The following is a 21,533-nucleotide window of genomic DNA, read 5'->3' on the forward strand; positions in this document are numbered from 1 at the left end:
AAATCTCCGTAAACAATTAAAAAATAAGGATTTTTTAACAAAATTTAAATCCATTACCGCTCTGGCATTGTTCATGCACTAAACGGCGTATCACCTATAAAACAGACCAGAGACCCTTCCCAATGGCTGTGAAAGAGATGTACGCCGTCGCCCCTCAATGGAATAAGCCCGCTCCCAAGGACAATCCGGAGCCCACCGAAATTGAATTCCGTAATGTCGGCAAATGCTTCCCGGCCAAGGGAAAGTCCGAAGCGCCGTTTGCCATTCGCGAGGTGAACTTCAAGATTCGCCGCGGTGAAGTGGTGTCGATCATCGGCCCTTCCGGGTGTGGCAAGAGCACCATCCTCAATATGGGTTCCGGGCTGTATCGCCCTAGCGAAGGCGAAGTCTTCGTCGGCGGTGAAGCCGTTACCGGTCCGGTCCGTCAGGTCGCGTTCATGCTGCAAAAAGACCTGCTGATGCCGTGGCGCAGCATTCGCCGCAACGTCGAGCTGGGCCTGGAAATCCAGGGTGTGCCGGCGGCCACGCGCCAGGCCGTGGCCAAAGATCTGCTCGATCGCTGCCACCTGCAAGGTTTTGCCGACCACTACCCCTTCCAGCTGTCGGGTGGCATGCGCCAGCGTGCGGCCCTGGCTCGCACCCTGGCGATCGATCCGCAGGTGTTGTTCCTCGACGAACCGTTTTCGGCCCTGGATGCGCAGACCAAGATGATCCTGCAACAGGACATGGCGCGGATGCTGTTCGATGAAAAGAAAACCGCCCTGTTCATCACCCATGACCTGATCGAAGGCATCGCCATGTCCGATCGCTTGCTGGTCATGAGCGCCCGCCCCGGCACCATCATCGAAGAAATCGAGATTGATCTGCCGTTTCGCGACAACCCGCTGGAGCGCCGCAAGCTGCCGGAAATCGGCCCGCTGGTCGGTCGCCTGATGGAGTTGCTGCAAGTCAGCGAAAACACCGAACTGCATTGATCCATCGCCCTTGTGGCCATCAACCGATTCAGGAGTATCCATGCTCAAGTCTCTGTTTCAACGCTTCAGCCAGGCCGGCGCCCTCGCGCTCGGCCTGGGCATGGCATTCGCGGTCCATGCGCAGTCGACCGACGTGACGTACCTGTTGCCGGCGCCGCCGAACTCGCCGGCGTTCGCCCCGTGGATCATCGCCCAGCAAAAGGGCTACTACACCGCGAACAACCTGAACATGACCTTCATCGCCGCCAAGGGCGGTGTGGATGTGGCCAAACAGATCGGTGCCGGTAACGCCATGCTCGGCGGCGCCATCGGCGATACCCCGATCGTGGTGCGGGCCAACGGCATTCCAGTGCGTGCGGTCGCGGTGCTGGGCGCCGGTGGCGTGACCATGATTGCCACCAACGCGGCGGAAAACATCAACTCGATCACCGACCTCAAAGGCAAGACGATGACGGTGATGTCCTACTCCGACACCACCTACTACGCCCTGCTCGCCTCGCTGCGCAAAGCCGGCCTGAGCAAAACCGACGTGAACATTCAGGCCGCCGGGCCGTCGGGCGTCTGGCAGTTGTTCTCGGCCGATAAAGCCCAGGCGATGGCCGGCGTGCCGGACTGGGTGGTCAACGCCGAAGAAGCCGGGGTGAAGATCAAGCTGATCCCGCAAGCGCAGATTTTCGACAGCATGGCCCAGGCGATCCTCGCCTCCGACGACGCCATCAAGAACCATCCCGAGATCGTGCGCAGCGTGGTCCAGGCCACCCTGCAAGGCATGCGCGACATCATTGAAGACCCGAAAGCCGCCGCGGCCACTTTCGCCAAGGCCGTTCCCGCCTATGCCGGCAAGGAAGCGTCGCTGGAGAAGGTCTTCAAGCTGTACGTCGAGCACGTCTACGCCAACCAGGTCGTACCGGGGCGCATCGATCCGGCGCGGCTGGAGACGGTCCGCCAGTTCTATGTCAGCGAAGGCATCGTCACCCAGGAGCCGAAGCTCGACGACCTGTACACCAACCAGTTCATCGACACCCAAACAGCCGCGCAATGACGGCCAGTGACAACAAGGTAACGACACGATGAAAAACCTCAATAATTCCATGCTCGGCAGCGCCGCCCTGCTGGTCCTGTTCCTGGTGCTCTGGCAATGGGGCCCGGGACTGCTCGGCATGCCCGAATTCGTCATGCCGCAACTGAGCCGGGTGGCCCAGGAAAGCGTGGTGATGTGGCAGACCGGCGGCCTGTTGCAGCACACCTTGATCACCGCGTTCGAGATCATCGTCGGCTTCGGCCTGGGTGCCCTGCTCGGCGTGGCGATCGGTGTCTCGCTGGGCCTCTCGCCCGCAGCGGAAGCCATGCTGTCGCCGTACATTCTGGCGCTGCAGATTGCGCCGAAAGTTGCCTTCGCCCCACTGTTCGTCATGTGGCTGGGCTACACCATCTACCCGAAGATCCTGATCGCGATCCTGATCGTGTTCTTCCCGGTGATGATCAACGTGCTGTCGGCGATCCGCACCGTGGACCCGGACATGATCAACCTGGTACGGACGATGAACGCCAGCCGCTGGCAGATCTTTCGCCTGGTGGAATTTCCGTCGGCCATGGCCGCGTTGTTTTCCGGCTTGCGCATCGCCTCGACCCTGGCCGTGATCGGCGTCACCGTCGGTGAGCTGGTCGGCGGCAACCAGGGCCTGGGCTTCCTGCTGGTGGATGCCGAAGGCCAGGGCAACACCGCCGGTGTGTTCGTCGCGATCGTCATGCTGACGCTGATTGGTGTACTCGCTTACGGCGCGGTGGTTTGGGCCGAGAAACGCGTTCTGCACTACATGCCCAAAGCCATGCTGAGTACTCAATGATGACGGCCCTCACTCGTTTGCTCGAAGGCCGTCGCGTGCTGGTCACCGGTGGCGCCCGCGGCCTGGGTTACGCCTTCGCCCAGGCCATCGGCCGCGCCGGTGCCCAGGTGGTGATCGCTGACATACTCGCCGAGCGCGTCCAGCAATCGGCCGCCGAACTGGTCGCTGAAGGCCTGACCGTTTATGGCGTGAGCATTGATCTGGCACAACCGGATTCGATCGACACCTGCGTCGCTGAGACCACCCGTTTACTCGGCGGGATCGACGGCTTGGTCAACAACGCGTCGATCACCAATTCCGGCGGCAAGACCTGCGAAGAGCTGAGCCTCGACACCTGGGATCAGGTGATGCAGGTCAACGTGCGCGGCACCTGGCTGATGACCAAGGCCTGTCTGCCGGCCCTGCGCGCCAGTGGCCATGGCGCCATCGTCAACCTGGCGTCCGACACCCCGCTGTGGGGCGCGCCGAACCTGCTGGCCTATGTCGCGAGCAAAGGCGCAATCATCGCCATGACCCGCAGCCTGGCCCGCGAACTGGGTGCCGACAACATCACGGTCAATGCCATCGCCCCCGGCCTGGTGCTGGTCGAAGCCACTGCCTACGTGCCCGAAGCGCGCCACCGTTTGTACAACGACCAGCGGGCGATTCAGCGCCCACAACTTCCCGAAGACGTCAGCGGCGCCGTGCTGTTCGCGCTGTCCGACCTCGCCCGTTTCATCACTGGACAAACCCTGCCGGTCAACGGCGGGTTCGTCATGCCTTGATCAGGAGATAGCCATGACCGATCTATCCGCACACTTTTCTTCAGAGCAAAATACCCCGAAAAGCTGGGAACAACCCGCCGGCAGCGACCTTGAAAGCTGGATGCAGACCCGCATCGCCCGCTATGAAACGCGCAAGTACGACTGGAACGCGCTGAAATTCCAGGCCGACTACGACCCCAAATTCCGCCGCGCGCAAATGCGCTACATCGGCACTGGCGGCACCGGCGTGAGCAACGACATGAACACCATTCCTTCGGAGAACTTCACCTTCTCCACCATGGTGATTCCGGCCGGTCACGAAGGCCCGCCGCACCTGCACACCGACGTTGAAGAAGTGTTCTTCGTGCTGCGCGGCAAACTCAAAGTGGTGATCGAAAAGGACGGCGAGCGTTTCGAAACCATTCTCACCGACCGCGACGTGATTTCCGTGCCGCCTGGCGTATACCGCGAAGAGATCAACATCGGCGATGAAGACGCGTTGATGTGCGTGATGCTCGGCGCGAAAAAACCGGTTACCCCAACCTACCCGCCAGAACACCCCCTGGCCTCGATCAAGCGCGGATAAGCCCATGTTGCACGCCATCGACCATTTCGTCCCATCGCTCACGGCTGATCTCCAGGCCCAACTGGCGCTGGACTTTCCCCAGCGCCTCCTGGAGCTCGCCGGCGCCCGCCAGGCCGTGCGCGAATGCGGGACCGGGCCGGCCATCGTGTTGCTGCACGGGATCGGCTCGGGTTCGGCATCGTGGCTGGAGGTGGCGCGCGAACTGGGCCGCAGTGCCCGGGTAATTGCCTGGGACGCTCCCGGCTACGGTGATTCCACACCGCTGAGAGCGTTGGCCCCGGACGCTTCGGACTACGCCGAGCGGTTGCTGCAGATGCTCGACGCGCTCGACATCCAGCGTTGTGTGCTGGTGGGGCATTCTCTGGGCGCGATGACTGCCACGGCGTTCGCCAGCGGCGTGCATCAGCAGCGGGTCAGTCGACTGGTGTTGATCAGCCCCGCCCAGGGCTACGGCCATCCATCGCGCGCCGTGCAGCGCCAGGAAGTGCGCAGCAAGCGCCTGCGCGCCCTGGAGCAACTGGGCATCCCGCGCATGGCCGAGCAACGCAGCGCCTACATGCTGGCGCCAGGCGCCAGCCCGAAGGCACAGGCCTGGGTGCAATGGAACATGGCCCGGCTCAACCCCGACGGCTATCGCCAGGCCATCGAATTGCTGTGCGGCGATGACCTGCTGCGGCACGCCCCGCTGTCGATGCCCTGCGAAGTGCATTGCGGCGAAGCCGACGGCATCACCGCGCCGGAAAGCTGCCTGACCCTGGCCAAGGCCCTGGGCGGCACGTTCAACCTTATTGCCGATGCCGGGCACGCCAGCCCCATCGAACAACCTTGTGTGGTGGCGGGCCGTTTGGCCTGTGCCATCAAAGAATCCCTGACAGGTGCATCGCTATGAACGATTCTGATCTGCTGAAGGACGCTCAGGACAAATACATCGTGCCGGGCCTGGAGCGCGGCCTGCTGCTGCTCTGCGAGTTCAGCCGGCGCAATCGCACGCTGACCGCGCCGGAACTGGCCCGGCGCCTGGCGCTGCCGCGCTCGACGATCTTCCGCTTGCTGACGACCCTGGAAACCATGGGTTTCGTCACCCGCAGCGGCAATGAATATCGCCTGGGCATGTCGGTGCTGCGCCTGGGCTTCGAATACCTGGCCTCCCTGGAACTGACCGAACTCGGCCAGCCGCTGCTGGCCCGCCTGTGCGACCGCCTCAACTACCCGAGCAACCTGGTGGTGCGCGACGGGCGCTCGATTGTCTACGTGGCCAAGGTCTCGCCGCCGTCGGTGTTCTCCAGCGCGGTGAATGTCGGCACCCGCCTACCCGCCCACGCCACGGTCCTGGGGCGCATTCTGCTCGAAGACCTGTCGCTGGCCGAGTTGCGCGAGCTGTACCCGGAAGATCACCTGGAGCAGTTCTCGCCCTGCACGCCGAAAACCGTGATGGAGCTGTTCGACATGGTCCAGGCCGACCGTCAGCGCGGTTTTGTCAGCGGCGAGGGTTTCTTCGAATCAGCCATTTCGACCGTCGCCGCACCGGTGCGCGATCAATCCGGGCAGATCGTCGCCGCCCTGGGCGTGACCATTCCGACCACGCAGATCGCCCACGTCAACTTCAACGAATTGCTCCTGCAAGTGCGTCGCAGCGCCGACGAGCTGTCGCGGTTGCTCGATTACAACAGCGCTGCCGGCCACGACGGCCAGCACCGCGTGACCGCCTTGATGAGGGATTGAGATGAGTCTCTATCAACTGCAAGACAGCACCGCCATCGTGACCGGCGGCTCCTCGGGGATTGGCCTGGCCTGTGTCGAATTGCTGCTCGAAGCCGGCGCCGCCGTGGCCTTCTGCGGTCGCGACGAAGACCGCCTGCGCAGCGCCGAAGCCGAGTTGCGCCAACGCTTCCCCGCGGCGAAGTTGCTGGCCCAGGTGTGCAACGTGCTCGATGCAGCGTCGGTCAACGTCTTTGCTGCCGCCAGCCTGGCAGCGCTGGGACCGGCCAGCGTGTTGATCAACAACGCCGGACAAGGCCGCGTGTCGACCTTCGCCGACACCACCGACAGCGCCTGGACCGAAGAGCTGAACCTGAAATTTTTCTCGGTGATCAACCCGGTTCGCGCCTTCAAGGCGCAGCTGCAAGGTGAACCGAACGCGGCCATCGTCTGCGTCAATTCGCTGCTGGCCAGCCAGCCAGAGCCGCACATGGTCGCCACCTCGGCCGCGCGTGCCGGGGTGATGAACCTGGTGCGTTCGATGGCCACCGAATTTGCCGCCGATGGCATCCGGGTCAACGGCATCCTCATCGGCCTGGTCGAGTCCGGGCAGTGGCGCCGCCGTTTCGAAGCCCGCGAAGAACGGGATCTGGACTGGAGCCAATGGACCGCCCGACTCGCGCAACACAAACACATTCCCTTGGGGCGTCTGGGCCTGCCGATTGAAGCGGCCCGCGCGATCCTGTTTCTGGCCTCGCCTCTGTCGGCTTACACCACAGGCAGCCATATCGATGTTTCTGGAGGCCTGTCCCGCCATGCGTAATGAAAATACTGTCACCGTTGGCGCCGCCATCACCGCGTTTCTCGAGCAGTGCGACGTCAAGGCCGCGTTCGGTGTGATCTCGATCCACAACATGCCGATCCTCGATGCGTTCGCCGTGCGCGGCAACATCCGTTTCGTCATGGCCCGGGGCGAAGCCGGCGCCACCAACATGGCCGATGCCTATGCCCGCACCACCGGTGGCCTGGGCGTGTGCCTGACGTCCACCGGCACCGCCGCCGGTAACGCCGCAGGCGCCATGGTCGAAGCACTGACCGCCGGCACGCCGCTGCTGCACATCACCGGGCAGATCGAAACGCCGTACCTGGATCAGGAATTCGCCTACATCCACGAAGCCCGCGATCAACTGACCATGCTCAAGGCCGTGTCGAAGGCCGCGTTCCGCGTGCGCAGCGTCGAAACCGCCCTCAGCACCCTGAAGCTGGCGGTGCAAACCGCACTGACTGCGCCCACCGGACCGGTCAGCGTGGAGATCCCGATCGACATCCAGTCGACCTTCATTCCGATGCCGACCGACCTCTCGCCGCTGCCGATCCCGGTAGCCGTGCCCGCGCCTGAAGCGCTGGACCTGGTCGCCGAGCGCCTGGCCAGTGCCACCCGGCCCCTGCTGTGGCTGGGCGGCGGCGCGCGGCATGCCGGCCCGCAAGTCAAACGCCTGCTGGACATGGGTGTCGGCGTGATCACTTCGACCCAGGGTCGCGGCGTGGTCAACGAAGATGATGAGCACTGCCTTGGCGCGTTTTCGCAAAACAAGCTGGTCGAGCAGTTCCTGCAAAGCTGCGATGCGCTGCTGATCGCCGGTTCCCGCCTGCGCAGCAACGAGACCTTCAAGTACGCGCTGAAGTTGCCGCGCAACACCTTGCGCATCGACGCCAACCCGGCCATCGAAGGCCGCAGCTACAACAGCGAGCTGTTCATCTGCGGTGATTCGGCGCTGGCCCTCGAAGGCCTGGCTGATCGTCTCGAAGGTCGTTTGCAGATCGACCCGACATTCCTCGCCGAGCTCAAGGCCGTTCGCGAAAAATCCCGCACGCAACTGATCGCCGACCTCGGCCCGTACTCGGCGATGGTCGAACAGCTGCAAGCCATCACCGGGCGCAATTTCAGCTGGGTGCGCGATGTCACGCTGTCCAACAGCATCTGGGGCAACCGCCTGCTGACGTTGTACCACCCACGCGCCGGCGTGCATGCCCTCGGCGGCGGCATTGGCCAGGGCCTGTCGATGGGCATCGGCGCGGCGGTGGCCGCAGCGGAAACCGCGCCTGAGCGCAAGGTCTTCGCCCTGGCCGGTGACGGCGGTTTCATTCTCAACCTCGGTGAGCTGGCGACCCTGGTGCAAGAGAACGCCAACGTGGTGATCCTGCTGATGAACGATCAACGCTACGGCGTGATCCGCAATATTCAGGACGCGGTCTACGGCAGCCGTCACTGCTACGTCGACCTGCACACCCCGGATTATTCCAAGCTGGCCGAATCGCTGAACCTGCGCCACGGCCTGGTCACCGACCTGAAGGAATTCGGGCGCGTGGTCGACGGCGCATTGGCGCAACCCGGTCCGTTCCTGCTGGAAGTCGACATGCTCAGTGTCGGCAGCTTCGCCACCCAGTTCGCCGGTCCGCCCAACAGCGAAACCAAAGCGCAGAAAGCCACGGCTTGAGGACTTCGTCATGTTGCACATCACCATGATCGGCTGCGGCGCCATTGGCGTCGGCGTGCTCGAACTGCTGGAGAAAGACCCGCAGCTGTGCGTCGATTACGTCATCGCCTCGGCCGGCTCGGAAGAGCTTGTTCGTCAAAGGCTGGCCAGTTTCAAGCAACCTCCGCAAGTGCTGACGGCGTTGCCGGCGGATGCGCGCCCGGACCTGTTGGTCGAGTGCGCCGGCCATCGCGCCATCGAGGAACATGTGTTGCCGGCCCTGGAACGTGGCATCGCCTGCCTGATCGTCTCGGTCGGTGCGCTGTCCGAAGTCGGCCTGGTCGAACGCCTGGAAGCGGCGGCCGAACGCGGCCAGACCCGCATCGAATTGCTGCCCGGCGCCATCGGCGGCATCGATGCCTTGTCGGCGGCCAAGGTCGGCGGACTGGACTCGGTCAACTACACCGGACGCAAGCCGGCACGCGCCTGGAAGAACACCCCGGCCGAACAGGCCTGTGATCTGGACGGTATTACCGAAGCCACGGTGATCTTTCAGGGCAGCGCCCGGGAAGCGGCCCGCCTCTACCCGAAAAACGCCAACGTCGCCGCGACCCTGTCGCTGGCCGGACTCGGCCTGGATCGCACCCACGTGACCCTGATCGCCGACCCGCTGAGCGAGGAAAACGTTCATCACTTCGAAGCCCGCGGTGCCTTTGGCGGTTTCGAACTGAGCTTGCGTGGCAAGCCGCTGCTGGCCAACCCGAAGACCTCGGCGCTGACCGTTTACAGCGTCGTCCGCGCCTTGGGCAACCATGCCCACGCGATTTCGATTTAGGGGACAGTCGATGACTCTCGAACAGACTTTACCAATCTGCATTGCCGGCGAGTGGCGCCTGGGGCGCGGCGAGCGCTACGCCAGCTGCTACCCCGCCACCGGCGAAGCCATTGCCTGGCTCAATGCCGCCAGCGTCGGAGACGTGGAAGACGCCGTGCAAGGGGCGCATCAGGCGTTTCTACACAGCGGCTGGGCGCAGCGCAAACCCCACGAGCGAGCCAGTGTGCTGTACCGCATCGCCGAACTGATCCGCGCACGCAGTGAAGAACTGGCGCAGTTGCAACGCCAGGACAACGGCAAACCGATCAACGAAACCCGTGCCCTGGTGGCCAGCGCGGCCGGCACCTTCCAGTTCTTCGCCGCGGCCTGTGAAACCCTTGAGGAAACCATCACGCCCTCCCGCGGTGACTTCGTCAGCATGAGCGTCTACGAGCCTATGGGCGTGATCGCCGCGATCACCCCGTGGAACTCGCCGATTGCCAGCGAAGCGCAGAAGGTCGCTCCGGCCCTGGCGGCGGGCAACGCAGTGGTGATCAAACCGGCGGAAATCACCCCATTGATGGCGCTGCAACTGGCGCGCATCTGCGAAGAGGCCGGGTTGCCCAAAGGGCTGCTCAGTGTGCTGCCGGGCAAGGGTTCGCTGCTCGGTGATGCATTGACCCGCCACCCGCTGGTCAAGCGCGTGTCGTTCACCGGCGGCACCAAAACCGGCAAACACATTGCCCACATCGCCGCCGACAAGATGATGCCGGTGTCGCTGGAACTGGGCGGCAAATCGCCGACCATCGTCCTCGACGACGCCGACCTCGACCACGCCGTGGCCGGTGTGCTGTACGGCATCTTCAGCTCTTCGGGCGAAGCCTGCATTGCCGGCTCGCGGTTGTTTGTCGCCCGTGCGCTGTACGAACCGTTCATGGCGCGTCTGGTGGCGGCGGCGGCCGAGTTGCGGGTCGGTGATCCGGCGGACGAGCGCACGCAAATGGGTCCGCTGATCAGCGCCGGTCACCGTGAGTCGGTAGAGCGTTATGTCGCGCTGGGACTGGCCGAAGGCGGACGTCTGCTGCTCGGAGGTCAACGCCCGAGCGGCGGTATTTACGACCAGGGTTACTACTACCCGCCGACCATCCTCGAAGGCCTGAACAACAGCCAACAGGTGTGCCAGGAAGAGATCTTCGGCCCGGTGCTGGTGGCCATGCCGTTCGATGACGAAGCGCAATTGCTTGAGCAAGCCAACGACAGCCTGTACGCCCTCGCTGCCGGGATCTGGACCGGCGACTACAAACGCGCCTGGGCCCTGGGTCGGAAAATCCAGGCCGGTACGGTGTGGATCAACACCTACAAGCAGTTCTCGATTTCCACCCCGTTCGGCGGCTGGCGCGACAGCGGCCTGGGCCGGGAAAAAGGCCGCCTCGGCATCCTGCAGTACATGGAACAGAAGAGCCTCTATTGGGGCATGAATGAACAGCCACTGGCCTGGGCCGGTGTGCAACGGGAGGTTGGATTATGAGCGTCTTGGGTATTGATGAAGTCACCTACGGCGTCGAGGACCTCGAGACCAGCGTGCGGTTCTTCAGCGACTGGGGCCTGAGCAAGGTCAGCGAGCAGCCTGACGAGGTGATCTTCGAAACCCTCAACGGCTGCCGCGTGGTGCTGGCCGACATCAACAAGGCCGGCCTGCCGCCAGCCATCGAAGCCGGCTCGACCGTGCGCGAAGTGGTCTGGGGCGTCGAAAGCGATGCCGATCTGAAGCTGTACAGCGAGCGAATCGCCAACGATCCGGGCTTCATAGAGGCCAACGGGCGTATCGGTTGCACCGATCCCAATGGCCTGGCGATCCGTCTGCAAGTGACCCGCAAGCGTGAGCTGGACATCGAGTGCAGCGGCCACAACACCTGGCAAACCAAAGGCCGGATCAACAAGGCCGCGCCGATCTACGACCGCGCCACGCCGATCGAAGTCGGGCACGTGGTGTTCTTCGTCAAGGACGTCAATGCCTGCGAAGCCTTCTACCACGAGCGTTTCGGCTTCCAGGCCTCGGACCGCTATCCGGACCGCGGCGCGTTCCTGCGCACCGCCGAGGAAGGCGGCCACCATGACCTGTTCATGCTGCAGCTGCCCGCCCCTCGCGCCGGCCTGAACCACGTCGCCTTCACCGTGCGCGATGTGCACGAAGTGTTCGGCGGCGGCATGCACATTTCCCGCAGCGGCTGGGCCACGGAAATCGGCCCCGGTCGGCACCCGGTGTCGTCGGCGTTCTTTTGGTACTTCAAGAACCCGGCCGGCGCGCTGGTCGAGTACTACGCCGACGAAGACCAACTGACCGGCGAATGGCAGCCACGCACCTTCGAACCCGGCCCGACGGTCTTCGCCGAGTGGGCGATCGCCGGCGGCATCGATGGCAATACCCGCCGCCAGCAACATGTCGAAGCGCCCCAGGGCAAATTCCTTACCGACAAGCCGAAATCCTGAGCAGGAGTTACCCATGTCTTCACTCAATATCGCGATTGCCGGTGCCGGTATCGGTGGCCTGACCGCCGCCATTGCCCTGCTGCGTGCGGGCCATCACGTCACCGTATTCGAACAGTCGAAAGCCTTCTTGCGGGTCGGTGCCGATATCAACCTGACACCCAATGCCGTACGCGCCCTGGACGGTCTGGGCGTTGGCGCCGCGGTGCGAATCCCGGCGGCGCGTCCGACGCATCGGATCAGCCGTATGTGGGACAGCGGCGAGGAAACATCGCGCCTGGAGATGTCCGATGCCGCCGAGCAGAAATACGGCGCACCGCAACTGACCATCCATCGTGCCGACCTGCTTGCCGCGCTGGCGGATGTCTTCCCTGCCGCACAGGTGCAGTTTGCTAAACGCGCCGAGCAAGTCGTGCAAACCGCCGACGGCATCGAGTTGCGCTTCAAGGATGGCAGCCGCCACGTCACCGACCTGTTGATCGGCGCCGATGGCATTCATTCGGTGGTGCGCAAGGCGCTGTTCGGCGACGAGCAACCGCGCTTTACCGGTGTGGTCGCTTACCGTGCCGTGGTACCCGCCGAAAGCGTGGCCCATGTGCCGAACATCCAGGCGTTCACCAAATGGTGGGGCCCTACCCCCGAAAGCCAGATCGTGACCTTTCCGCTGAACCAGGGCCGGGACATCTTCATCTTCGCCACCACCGCTCAGGACAGCTGGCATGAAGAGTCCTGGACCAGCGCCGGCGATGCCGATGAGTTGCGCAGCCATTATCAGGACTTCCACCCGGATGCTCGCGCCCTGCTGGAGGCGTGCAACGAGGTGCTCAAGACCGCGCTGTATGAACGCGATCCGCTGCCGTTCTGGTCCAAGGGCGCGATGACCCTGCTGGGCGATGCCTGCCATCCGATGATGCCGTTCATGGCGCAAGGTGCCGGCCAGGCGATCGAGGATGCGGTGGTGCTCGCTCGCCATTTGCAAGACCTGACCAGCCCTTCGCAGGTCGCTGATGCACTGCTCGCTTACCAGCAGGCACGGCTGCAACGCACCAGCCAGATCCAGATCGGCTCGCGCGGCAACCAATGGCTCAAGGACGGCGGCAACGCCGACTGGGTCTACGGCTACGACGCCTGGACCGTGCCGACATCAGCCGCGGCCTGAACCAGGACACGACCATGAGCGAATCCCTGCTGGTGACCGTGCTGCTCAAGCACGACCAATCGAAGAACCTGGAAGACATTCAGCGGCACATGAAACAGCAGGACTGGTGGGAGCGGTTTCCCCCGCAAGGCGTCGAGGTGGTGTCCTGGACCGTGGCCATGGGCCTGGGCCAGATCGTCACCCTGCGTTTGCCGCCGAGCCTGCTGCCGGCCCTCAACGTCGAGCTCGAACGCTCGGCCTGGGGTGTGTTCAGCACCGAGGTTTTCCCCACGTATGACTTTATTCCCGTGCGCGAAATGATCCGCGAACGGGTACGCAATGGAGGTCAATGAGATGAGCAATACCGAACCCTACCTGGAGCCCCATCAGGCCCGCAAACGCCCCAACACCCAGTTCGAAGAGTTGCTCGGCGACTCCATCGAACGCGCTTTCGGCAATGGCGTGACCGAGCTGCCCGACCTGCTTGCGCACTTGAACCTGGCCGGGCCGCCCTGCCCGCTGACCAGCGGCGAGTGGACCACGGACGCCTATAAAACCCTGATGGCTCGGCTGGGCGAATGACCCGCCGGAGGTAAATAAGAAATGAACATGAATACAACCGTCGATCCTGTTGAAAACCTCTTGGCCAACGGCTTGAAGAACCTGTGGTTCCCGGTGCTGCCTTCCGATCAGCTGGGCGAAAAACCCGTCTCGATCCGCCGCCTGGGCTACAAGATTGCGCTGTGGCGCGACAATGACGGCAGCGTGCATGCCCTGGAAGATCACTGCCCGCATCGCGGCGCGCCGTTGTCCCAGGGCCCGGTGCTGGGTGACCGCTTGCAGTGCCCTTATCACGGCGTCGAAGTGCGCTGCGATGGCACCGTCACCAAAGTCCCCGGCAGCCCGGGGTGCAAACTCGAAGGCAGCCGCCCGACGCGGATGTTCCACACCCGTGAAGCGGCCGGCGCGATCTTTCTCTACAACGCCGTCGACCCGCACGTGGACACCCCGCCGGAGCTGGTATTGCCGGAGCAACTGACCTCTCCCGAATGGAGCAGCTTCCTGTGCTACGCCGAGTGGAAAGGCGATTACCGCTACGTCATCGACAACGTCATGGACCCGATGCACGGCACCTACCTGCACAAGATGTCGCACTCCATGAGCGAGGGCGAAGCCACGGCCAAGTTCGTCACCCGCGACACCGACCACGGTTTCTTCTTCGAGAAGGAAGGCCAGCGCGGGGTGAATTTCGACTGGACCGAATTCATGGACAACAGCTGCCACTGGCTGCGCCTGGAAATCCCCTACCCGAAAACCGGCGGCCCGGGCGGCAACTTCACCATCATCGGCAGCTACACGCCGAGCAGCCGTGCCTTGTCGGCGGTGTTCCACTGGCGTTGCCGTCCATTGACCGGCTGGCAGCGCGACACCTGGCGCTTCCTCTACAAGAACCGTCTGGAAGCCCGGCACTGGGCCGTGCTGGAACAGGATCGGGTGCTGCTCGAATTCATGGAACCGGACGCCAACCAGCGGGAAAACCTGTACCAGCATGACCTCGGGGTGGTGCGTCTGCGCCGCTACCTGAAAAATGCGGCCAAGGCCCAGCTTGAGTTTATTGATGCGAAGCAGTTGCCATGAACGCAGCCGTGCAACGTGTTCAGGCCGATTCGTTGAGCGAGTCGGCCGCCAGCACCTGGTCCAATGCCTTGCTGGTCGGCAACGAGGTAGTGATGTCCGGCATGACCGGTCATCCCGCCACGCGCCAGGCCGTGGAGGCTGGCGCGCCGCTTGATGCCTATGCGCAGACGCTGCTGGTGTTGAACAAGATTCGGGCGCTGGTCGAAGCCGCGGGTGGGCATGTCGGCAACATTTACCGGCTGACGGTGTATGTCACGGCCATCGCCGACAAGGATGAAGTGGGTCGCGCCCGGCGTGACTTCTTCGCCGGCCAGGCGCTGTTCCCGACCTCCACGCTGGTGGAAGTGAGCGCGCTGGTGTTTCCCGAACTGCGGGTGGAGATCGAGGCCGGCGCGCGTCTCGATCTCGATTTGCGAACTGTCGAAAAGAGGTGACCGATGTCCAATTCCTCCCCCCTCACCGCGCTCGTGCATACCCTGCGCTACGAAGCCGAAGGCATCATCAGCGTCGAATTGCGGCCGTATGGCGACACCGTGTTTCCCCCCTTCGAAGCCGGCTCGCACATTGACCTGCACCTGCCCAACGGCCTGGTGCGCAGCTACTCGTTGCTCAATTCGCCGAGCGATCGCGGCCGTTACGTGGTCGGCATCCTGCGCGATCGCAACAGCCGTGGCGGCTCGGAATTCGTTCATGGGCAATTGCGGGTCGGCATGCAGCTGCCGATTTCGTCCCCGCGCAATAACTTCCAGCTCGACCTGGGCGCCAAGCACAGCGTGTTGGTGGCCGGTGGCATCGGCATCACGCCGATCTACTGCATGTTCCGCCAACTGCTGGCGCTGGGAAAATCCGCCGAGCTGATCTATTGCGCCCGTTCGCGGCAGGAAGCGGCGTTGGTCGAAGAGCTCAGCGGCCTGAGCGCGAAAGTGCTTTACCACTTCAACGATGAAAAAGGCATGCCGCCGGACTTGAGTGCCTACCTGGCGGGTCAACCGGGTGATACGCACTTTTATTGCTGCGGGCCGACTCCGATGCTCGATGCCTTCGAAAGCACCTGCGAAGGCCTCGGTTATCCTCATGCGCATATCGAGCGCTTCGCGGCGGCGGAGTTGCCGCCGTCCGAAGATGCGCAGAGCAGTTACAGCGTCGAGCTGAAAAAAACCGGCAAGACCCTGTCGATCGAGCCGGGTTTGAGTTTGCTTGACGTGTTGCTCGAGGCGGGTTGTGACATTGAATACAGCTGTCGCGAGGGCGTGTGTGGTTCGTGCGAAACACGGGTTCTGGGAGGTGATGTCGATCATCGTGACGGGGTGCTGACCAAGGCCGAGCGTGCGGCGAATAAATCGATGATGGTCTGTGTATCGGGTTGCAAGAGTCGGCGGTTGGTTCTCGACTTATAACCGCCGTGCTATTTCATCTATTAAACGGGCCGACAGTTTTGTCGGCCTTTTTTTATGCGCGTGGAGTAAGGACGCACATATAACGTGCAGTTTCGTTACTCCCTGACGCCTACGTTTCACGGGCAATACACGGAAATGCGTTTCCCATATAAACAATTGTTTTCACTGGATTTTATTCGACCTCCAAGCACCATCCCGGAGTTGGCATAGTTTCTGCTCTATCTACAACAAGTTCATGGGTCAGACGCCGTATTACCTACGAAACAGTTAAAACAAAAACGCACTCCAATACCGCAACACTCGCAGTCACTCGCCCATTGCCACTTTCAAGGCAAGCGGAAAAGTGTTGCCGGTCACTTTGTAGCGCTCAACATTTGCAGGGGAAGTGAGCATGAAGAATTACGTGATATGCCTGGGGCTGATGATGAGCAGCTGCGTCAGTTTCGCCGGCGAACCCGGCCCTGCTGCGCCCGTGACATCGACTCCCGGTAAAAAGCCCTTCCCGCACATCGCCTGGCGCAGCGACGATGGCCAAAGCAGTCTGGATATCGGCGGCGCCTTGCGCACCAACTACCGTGACGAGCATTGGGACACGACCGAAAACAATGGCCGCTTTCTCTTCGACACTTTCCGCATCGATGTCCAGGCGACCTACAAGAACCTGTTCAGCGATGTCGGTTACTGGTTCCAGGACGACGGCAAACGCTCCATCGATCGCGGCTTCGTTGGCTACCGCTTTAACAGCAATTCAAACCTGCAACTGGGCGCGCCGTTCAAGCCGTTTGGCCTGGAACCCTACCCGCAATTCGGCTGGAGTTATCACCTGCCGTTCTTCATGGGTTATGGCGTCAGCGCCGGTGCGGGCTTGAAGTACAGCTACAAGGACAAGGACTGGGATCTGCAAATCGGCTACTTCCCACGCATGATGCCCTCGGACATCCGCTACTCGCCGGAAGTCGGCCGCTACGCCGACCTCAAGGACAACGCGATCCCCTTCACCCAGTCGCGCCAGGACAACGAGAAGCACAACCAGATCAACGCCCGCGTCGCGCGGACTTTTGTCAACGACGGCTGGAAAGCCGAGGTCGGGGCATCGGTGGCCGCTGCCCAGCTGTACAACGCCACGACCCGGGATGATGGTGACTATTGGGCCGGTGGCATTCATGCCGTCATCAATGCCGGCCAATGGACCGTCAGCACCCAGGCAATCCGCTACGAGTACGACCCGAAAAATCCGGCCGGCGTCAGAAACGATTCGGTGCTGATGGGCGGCAACGGCCTGACACCGGCGTACCTGATTGCGTCCAAGGCCACCGTTGCCTCGCTGAACGTGGGCTATGACATTCCAACGCCCAAGCTGGGGCAATTGAAGAAGATCAAACTGTACAACGACTACAGTCGCATGATGAAAGACCAGAGCGGTTGGGATGACTCGCAGATGTACACCGTCGGCGCGCAGTTCCTGGCGATGCCGATCATGGCGTGGGTCGATCTGACCTGGGCGAAAAACGCCAACCCCTACGGCGGCGCGGAAAACGGCACCGGCTTTACCAATACCAGTTCGATCGGCAGCAACGAGTGGTACTACCGGACCAACATCAACATCGGCTACTACTTCTGAAGCGTGATGCCCTCTCCCCCGCGGGAGAGGGCAACCGCCAATCTCAGGTGTGACGAATGTCCCGATCCTTGGTTTCCGGCATGAAGAAAATCCCCAGGATGGCCGTCATCACCGCAATGACGATCGGGTACCACAGCCCGTAGTAGATATCACCCGTGGCCGCGACCATGGCGAATGCCACCGTGGGCAGGAAGCCGCCGAACCAGCCGTTGCCGATGTGGTACGGCAGCGACATCGAGGTGTAGCGGATGCGCGCCGGGAACAGTTCCACCAGCCAGGCGGCGATCGGGCCATAGACCATGGTCACGTAGATCACCAGGATGGTCAGGAGCAACAGCACCATCGGGTAGTTGGTCTTGGCCGGGTCGGCCTTCTCGGGGTAGCCGGCTTCCTTGAGCGAAGAACCGAGGGTGGCGACGAAGGCGTCGTTCTTGGCCTTGAAGTCGGCGGCCGGCATGCCGGTGCCCTCGAAGCTCTGGATGACTTTATCGCCGATGCGCACCTGGGCAACGGTGCCCGGCTCGGCCTTCACGTTCTCATAGGGTATGGCCCGCTTGGCCAACACGGTCTTGGCCAGGTCGCAGGAGCTGGTGAATTTGGCCTTGCCCACCGGGTCGAACTGGAACGAGCACTGGTCGGGATCGGCGATCACCCGGACCGGATTCTTCTCCTGCGCGAGGAACACGTCGGGGTTACCGTACTGGGTCAACCCATGGAAGATCGGGAAGTAGGTCAGCGCCGCGAGGATGCAGCCGGCCATGATGATGCCCTTGCGCCCGATGCGGTCGGACAGGCTACCGAATATGACGAAGAACGGCGTACCGATCAGCAGCGAGCCGGCGATCAGCAGGTTGGCGGTCTGCGCTTCGATCTTGAGTGTCTGCAGCAGGAAGAACAGCGCGTAGAACTGCCCGGTGTACCAGACCACGGCCTGGCCGGCCGTACCGCCGAGCAGCGCCATGATGACGATCTTGAGGTTGTCCCAGCGAGCGAAGGATTCGGTCAGCGGCGCCTTGGAGGACTTGCCTTCGGCCTTCATTTTCAGGAACACCGGCGACTCGCTGAGTTGCAGGCGGATGTAGACCGAGATGATCAGCAACAGGATCGACAGCAGGAACGGAATCCGCCAGCCCCAGGCCTCGAAGGCTTCGGTGCCGAGGATGGTGCGGCAGGCGAGGATCACCAGCAGCGACAGGAACAGGCCAAGGGTCGCGGTGGTCTGGATCCACGAAGTGAAATAGCCGCGCTTGCCCTTGGGTGCATGTTCGGCCACGTAGGTCGCCGCCCCGCCGTACTCACCGCCCAGGGCCAGGCCTTGCAACAGGCGCAGGGTGATCAGGATGATCGGCGCTGCCACGCCGATCGTCGCGTACCCGGGCAGGAAGCCGACGATGGCCGTGGAGATACCCATGATCACGATGGTGATGAGGAAGGTGTGCTTGCGTCCGATCATGTCCCCCAGGCGACCGAACACGATGGCACCGAAGGGGCGTACGGCGAAGCCCGCGGCGAATGCCAGCAGCGCAAAGATAAACGAGGTTGTCTCGTTGACCCCGGCGAAGAAATGCTTGGCGATGATCGCTGCAAGCGAGCCGTAAAGGTAAAAGTCGTACCACTCGAACACGGTGCCCAAGGACGAGGCAAAAATGACCTTGCGCTCCTCCTTGGTGAGCCCGTGACGGGACGCGCTGCCCGTGGTTGTATTGTCGATTGCGGCCATAAGTCTTCTCCGTCTTTTTTGTTATTTATCAGGCCGGAGTACCCCACTACCATTTTGCCGCACCCAGGCCCTAGGGCTGATTCCATCGGATTACGGATTGCGCAAAGCATGCACACAGGTTGACGGCCTCGCATTGCTGCAAGGTTTCCTGAAGCATAATCGGCTTCGCGCAGATATCCACTCGCCATCAGCAGTTACTTGCCCGCCGCGTATTTTTTTCAGCCAGCGGTGCACACCGGCACCGAAGCGTTACACCGATTCCCGGGCTTGGTGTTAAATAGAACGCTCAGGTCGTAAGCCCAGCCCCTGTCGCGTAATGCAATGCAACGAGAACCGTTATGAGCAGCCATTTTGACAACAGTAATGTCCGTGCCTCCAGGATCCGGCGTGATCGCCTCTCCCTTCAGAAGCCGGTGGTAACAGCATGATCGAGGTCACTGAAGTCTCCATTGCCGATCTGCGTGCGGCGCTCGAATCAGGCCGGACCACGGCGGTCGAGCTGGTCCAGGCCTATCTCGCCAGGATCGATGCCTATGACGGCCCCGACACGCCCACCGCCCTCAATGCTGTCGTGGTGCGCAATCCCCAGGCACTCGAAGAGGCCCGGGCGTCGGATGCCCGTCGGGCCAAAGGCGAGTGCCTGGGTCCGCTCGATGGCATCCCCTATACGGCCAAGGACAGTTATCTGGTCAAGGGGCTGACGGCAGCCTCGGGCAGTCCGGCATTCGCCAACCTGGTCGCTTATCGCGATGCGTTCACCATCGAGCGGCTGCGCGCCGCGGGTGCGATCTGCCTGGGCAAGACCAATATGCCGCCCATGGCCAACGGCGGCATGCAGCGCGGGGTCTATGGCCGCGCGGAGAGTCCATACAACGCCGACTACCTCACTGCGCCCTTCGCCTCGGGCTCGTCGAACGGTGCGGGGACAGCCACCGCGGCCAGTTTCGCCGCGTTCGGCCTGGCTGAAGAAACCTGGTCGAGCGGGCGCGGGCCGGCGTCGAACAATGGCCTGTGCGCTTATACGCCGTCGCGCGGGGTGATCTCGGTGCGCGGCAACTGGCCGTTGACCCCGACCATGGACGTGGTGGTGCCGTTTGCCCGCACCATGGCGGACCTGCTCGAAGTACTCGACGTGGTGGTCGCGGAGGATCCCGACACCCGCGGCGATCTGTGGCGGATGCAACCCTGGGTGCCGATTCCGAGTGTCGCCTCGGTGCGTCCTGACGCCTATGGATCGCTTGCGGCGAACAGCGAGGCGCTCGCCGGCAAGCGCTTTGGCGTTCCGCGCATGTACATCAATGCCGACCCCGAGGCGGGCACCGCGGCTGCGCCGGGCATCGGCGGCCCGACCGGGCAGCGCATCAACACCCGCGCCTCGGTGATCGGGCTCTGGGAACAAGCTCGCCAGGCCCTCGAAGCCGCCGGGGCCGAAGTGCTCGAGGTCGATTTCCCGATGGTCACCAATTGCGAGGGTGATCGTCCGGGTGCACCGACGGTGTTTACCCGGGGCCTGGTGTCCAAGGAGTTCCTGCACCATGAGTTGTGGGATCTGACGGCCTGGGCGTTCGATGATTTCCTGCAAGCCAACGGCGATCCGAAGCTGAATCGTCTGGTCGATGTCGACGGCCCGCTGATTTTCCCCCACGACCCGGGGACCCTGCCTAACCGCGAGGGCGACCTGGTGGCGGGCATGGACGAGTATGTGCGGATGGCCGAGCGCGGTATTACGCCCTGGGACCAGATCACCACGGTGCCGGATGGTTTGCGCGGGCTGGAACAGACGCGGCGGATCGACCTGGAGCACTGGATGGACCGGCTGGGGCTCGATGCGGTGATTTTCCCGACGGTGGCGGACGTCGCGCCGGCGAACGCCGACGTCGATCCGCAGTCGGCGGATATCGCCTGGAGTAACGGGATCTGGGTGGCTAACGGCAACCTTGCCATCCGCCATCTGGGGGTGCCTACGGTCACGGTGCCGATGGGTGTCATGCCCGATATCGGGATGCCGGTCGGGCTGACGTTTGCGGGTCGTGCTTATGACGATTCGACGTTGCTGCGTCTGGCTGCGGCGTTTGAAGCGACGGGGGCCAAGCGCTTGATTCCGCCGCGGACGCCGCCATTGGCGGGTTAGAAGCGGCAGCGAGGCAGCCAAAGCGAGTCGGCCTGACAGCCGACCTGATTCTCTGATCCGCATGCACTCCAAATTGTGGGAGCGAGCCTGCTCGCGAAGAGGCCGTGTCAGTCGACATCGATGCCGGATGTCAGGACGCCTTCGCGAGCAGGCTCGCTCCCACACTGGATCTGTGCCGGACACGGTATTTGTGTACACCCCAATTACCTGTAGGAGCGAGGCTTGCCCGCGAAGACGTCCTGACAGCCGCCCCACCCATTTC

Annotated in this window: 21 protein-coding genes; 20 read left to right on the plus strand and 1 reads right to left on the minus strand. The window is 62.9% G+C overall.

From position 1 onward, the window contains the following. Positions 1-122 precede the first annotated feature (122 nt). The 19 genes from ACA041_RS20845 (at position 123) to ACA041_RS20935 (ending at position 17,420) form a co-directional block, all read left to right on the plus strand. A complete protein-coding gene (locus ACA041_RS20845) occupies positions 123-974 on the plus strand; it encodes an ABC transporter ATP-binding protein (protein WP_497436874.1) in 852 nt (283 codons plus the stop codon). Between the two features lie 40 nt (positions 975-1,014). After that, positions 1,015-2,016, plus strand: a complete 1,002-nt coding sequence (locus ACA041_RS20850) for an ABC transporter substrate-binding protein (protein ID WP_497436877.1) — start codon at positions 1,015-1,017, stop codon at positions 2,014-2,016. A 28-nt stretch (positions 2,017-2,044) separates the two neighbouring features. After that, positions 2,045-2,821, plus strand: coding sequence for an ABC transporter permease (locus tag ACA041_RS20855; RefSeq protein WP_497436881.1), 777 nt, complete (start codon positions 2,045-2,047; stop codon positions 2,819-2,821). Then, entirely contained in the window at positions 2,818-3,585 is a 768-nt protein-coding gene (locus ACA041_RS20860) for an SDR family oxidoreductase (RefSeq protein ID WP_497436884.1), read from the plus strand. Before ACA041_RS20855 ends, ACA041_RS20860 begins: the two co-directional genes overlap by 4 nt. A gap of 13 nt (positions 3,586-3,598) precedes the next feature. Next, positions 3,599-4,150 (plus strand): cupin domain-containing protein, encoded by a 552-nt coding sequence (locus ACA041_RS20865; RefSeq protein ID WP_497436887.1) that lies wholly within the window; start codon positions 3,599-3,601, stop codon positions 4,148-4,150. Positions 4,151-4,154: 4 nt separating this feature from the next. Further along, positions 4,155-5,039: an alpha/beta fold hydrolase gene (locus ACA041_RS20870; protein WP_497436893.1), complete on the plus strand. Its 885-nt coding sequence runs from the start codon at positions 4,155-4,157 to the stop codon at positions 5,037-5,039. Beyond that, positions 5,036-5,872 (plus strand): IclR family transcriptional regulator, encoded by an 837-nt coding sequence (locus tag ACA041_RS20875; RefSeq protein ID WP_082930373.1) that lies wholly within the window; start codon positions 5,036-5,038, stop codon positions 5,870-5,872. The genes ACA041_RS20870 and ACA041_RS20875 overlap by 4 nt, the downstream gene beginning before the upstream one ends. 1 nt (position 5,873) lies before the next feature. Further along, on the plus strand, positions 5,874-6,671 hold the full coding sequence (locus tag ACA041_RS20880) for an SDR family oxidoreductase (protein ID WP_497436898.1): 798 nt from the start codon (positions 5,874-5,876) through the stop codon (positions 6,669-6,671). Continuing rightward, positions 6,664-8,346, plus strand: coding sequence for a thiamine pyrophosphate-binding protein (locus ACA041_RS20885; protein ID WP_497436902.1), 1,683 nt, complete (start codon positions 6,664-6,666; stop codon positions 8,344-8,346). The genes ACA041_RS20880 and ACA041_RS20885 overlap by 8 nt, the downstream gene beginning before the upstream one ends. Before the next feature lie 10 nt (positions 8,347-8,356). Continuing rightward, positions 8,357-9,160: an aspartate dehydrogenase gene (locus ACA041_RS20890; RefSeq protein WP_497436905.1), complete on the plus strand. Its 804-nt coding sequence runs from the start codon at positions 8,357-8,359 to the stop codon at positions 9,158-9,160. A gap of 10 nt (positions 9,161-9,170) precedes the next feature. Continuing rightward, complete coding sequence (locus ACA041_RS20895) at positions 9,171-10,667, plus strand: aldehyde dehydrogenase (RefSeq protein ID WP_497436910.1); 1,497 nt, start codon at positions 9,171-9,173, stop codon at positions 10,665-10,667. Continuing rightward, entirely contained in the window at positions 10,664-11,629 is a 966-nt protein-coding gene (locus ACA041_RS20900) for a VOC family protein (protein ID WP_497436913.1), read from the plus strand. Before ACA041_RS20895 ends, ACA041_RS20900 begins: the two co-directional genes overlap by 4 nt. A gap of 13 nt (positions 11,630-11,642) precedes the next feature. After that, positions 11,643-12,785 (plus strand): FAD-dependent monooxygenase, encoded by a 1,143-nt coding sequence (locus tag ACA041_RS20905; protein WP_497436917.1) that lies wholly within the window; start codon positions 11,643-11,645, stop codon positions 12,783-12,785. 14 nt (positions 12,786-12,799) lie between these two features. Then, on the plus strand, positions 12,800-13,117 hold the full coding sequence (locus tag ACA041_RS20910) for a hypothetical protein (protein WP_497436920.1): 318 nt from the start codon (positions 12,800-12,802) through the stop codon (positions 13,115-13,117). Position 13,118: 1 nt separating this feature from the next. After that, positions 13,119-13,346, plus strand: coding sequence for a recombinase-like helix-turn-helix domain-containing protein (locus ACA041_RS20915; RefSeq protein ID WP_497436924.1), 228 nt, complete (start codon positions 13,119-13,121; stop codon positions 13,344-13,346). 21 nt (positions 13,347-13,367) lie between these two features. Continuing rightward, complete coding sequence (locus ACA041_RS20920) at positions 13,368-14,402, plus strand: Rieske 2Fe-2S domain-containing protein (protein ID WP_497436928.1); 1,035 nt, start codon at positions 13,368-13,370, stop codon at positions 14,400-14,402. Next, a complete protein-coding gene (locus ACA041_RS20925) occupies positions 14,399-14,836 on the plus strand; it encodes a RidA family protein (protein ID WP_497436930.1) in 438 nt (145 codons plus the stop codon). Before ACA041_RS20920 ends, ACA041_RS20925 begins: the two co-directional genes overlap by 4 nt. 3 nt (positions 14,837-14,839) lie before the next feature. Further along, positions 14,840-15,799 (plus strand): PDR/VanB family oxidoreductase, encoded by a 960-nt coding sequence (locus ACA041_RS20930; RefSeq protein WP_497436932.1) that lies wholly within the window; start codon positions 14,840-14,842, stop codon positions 15,797-15,799. A 391-nt stretch (positions 15,800-16,190) separates the two neighbouring features. Beyond that, positions 16,191-17,420, plus strand: coding sequence for a putative porin (locus tag ACA041_RS20935; protein ID WP_497436935.1), 1,230 nt, complete (start codon positions 16,191-16,193; stop codon positions 17,418-17,420). 43 nt (positions 17,421-17,463) lie between these two features. Here ACA041_RS20935 and ACA041_RS20940 read toward each other — a convergent pair whose 3' ends face one another. Beyond that, positions 17,464-19,140 carry an MFS transporter gene (locus ACA041_RS20940; RefSeq protein WP_497436937.1) on the minus strand — a complete coding sequence of 559 codons (1,677 nt, stop codon included), beginning with the start codon at positions 19,138-19,140 and terminating at the stop codon, positions 17,464-17,466. A gap of 424 nt (positions 19,141-19,564) precedes the next feature. Between ACA041_RS20940 and ACA041_RS20945 the strand changes: the two genes are divergently transcribed. Beyond that, entirely contained in the window at positions 19,565-21,271 is a 1,707-nt protein-coding gene (locus ACA041_RS20945) for an amidase (RefSeq protein WP_497436939.1), read from the plus strand. Positions 21,272-21,533 lie beyond the last annotated feature (262 nt).

Source organism: Pseudomonas sp. LBUM1676, assembly GCF_059695605.1.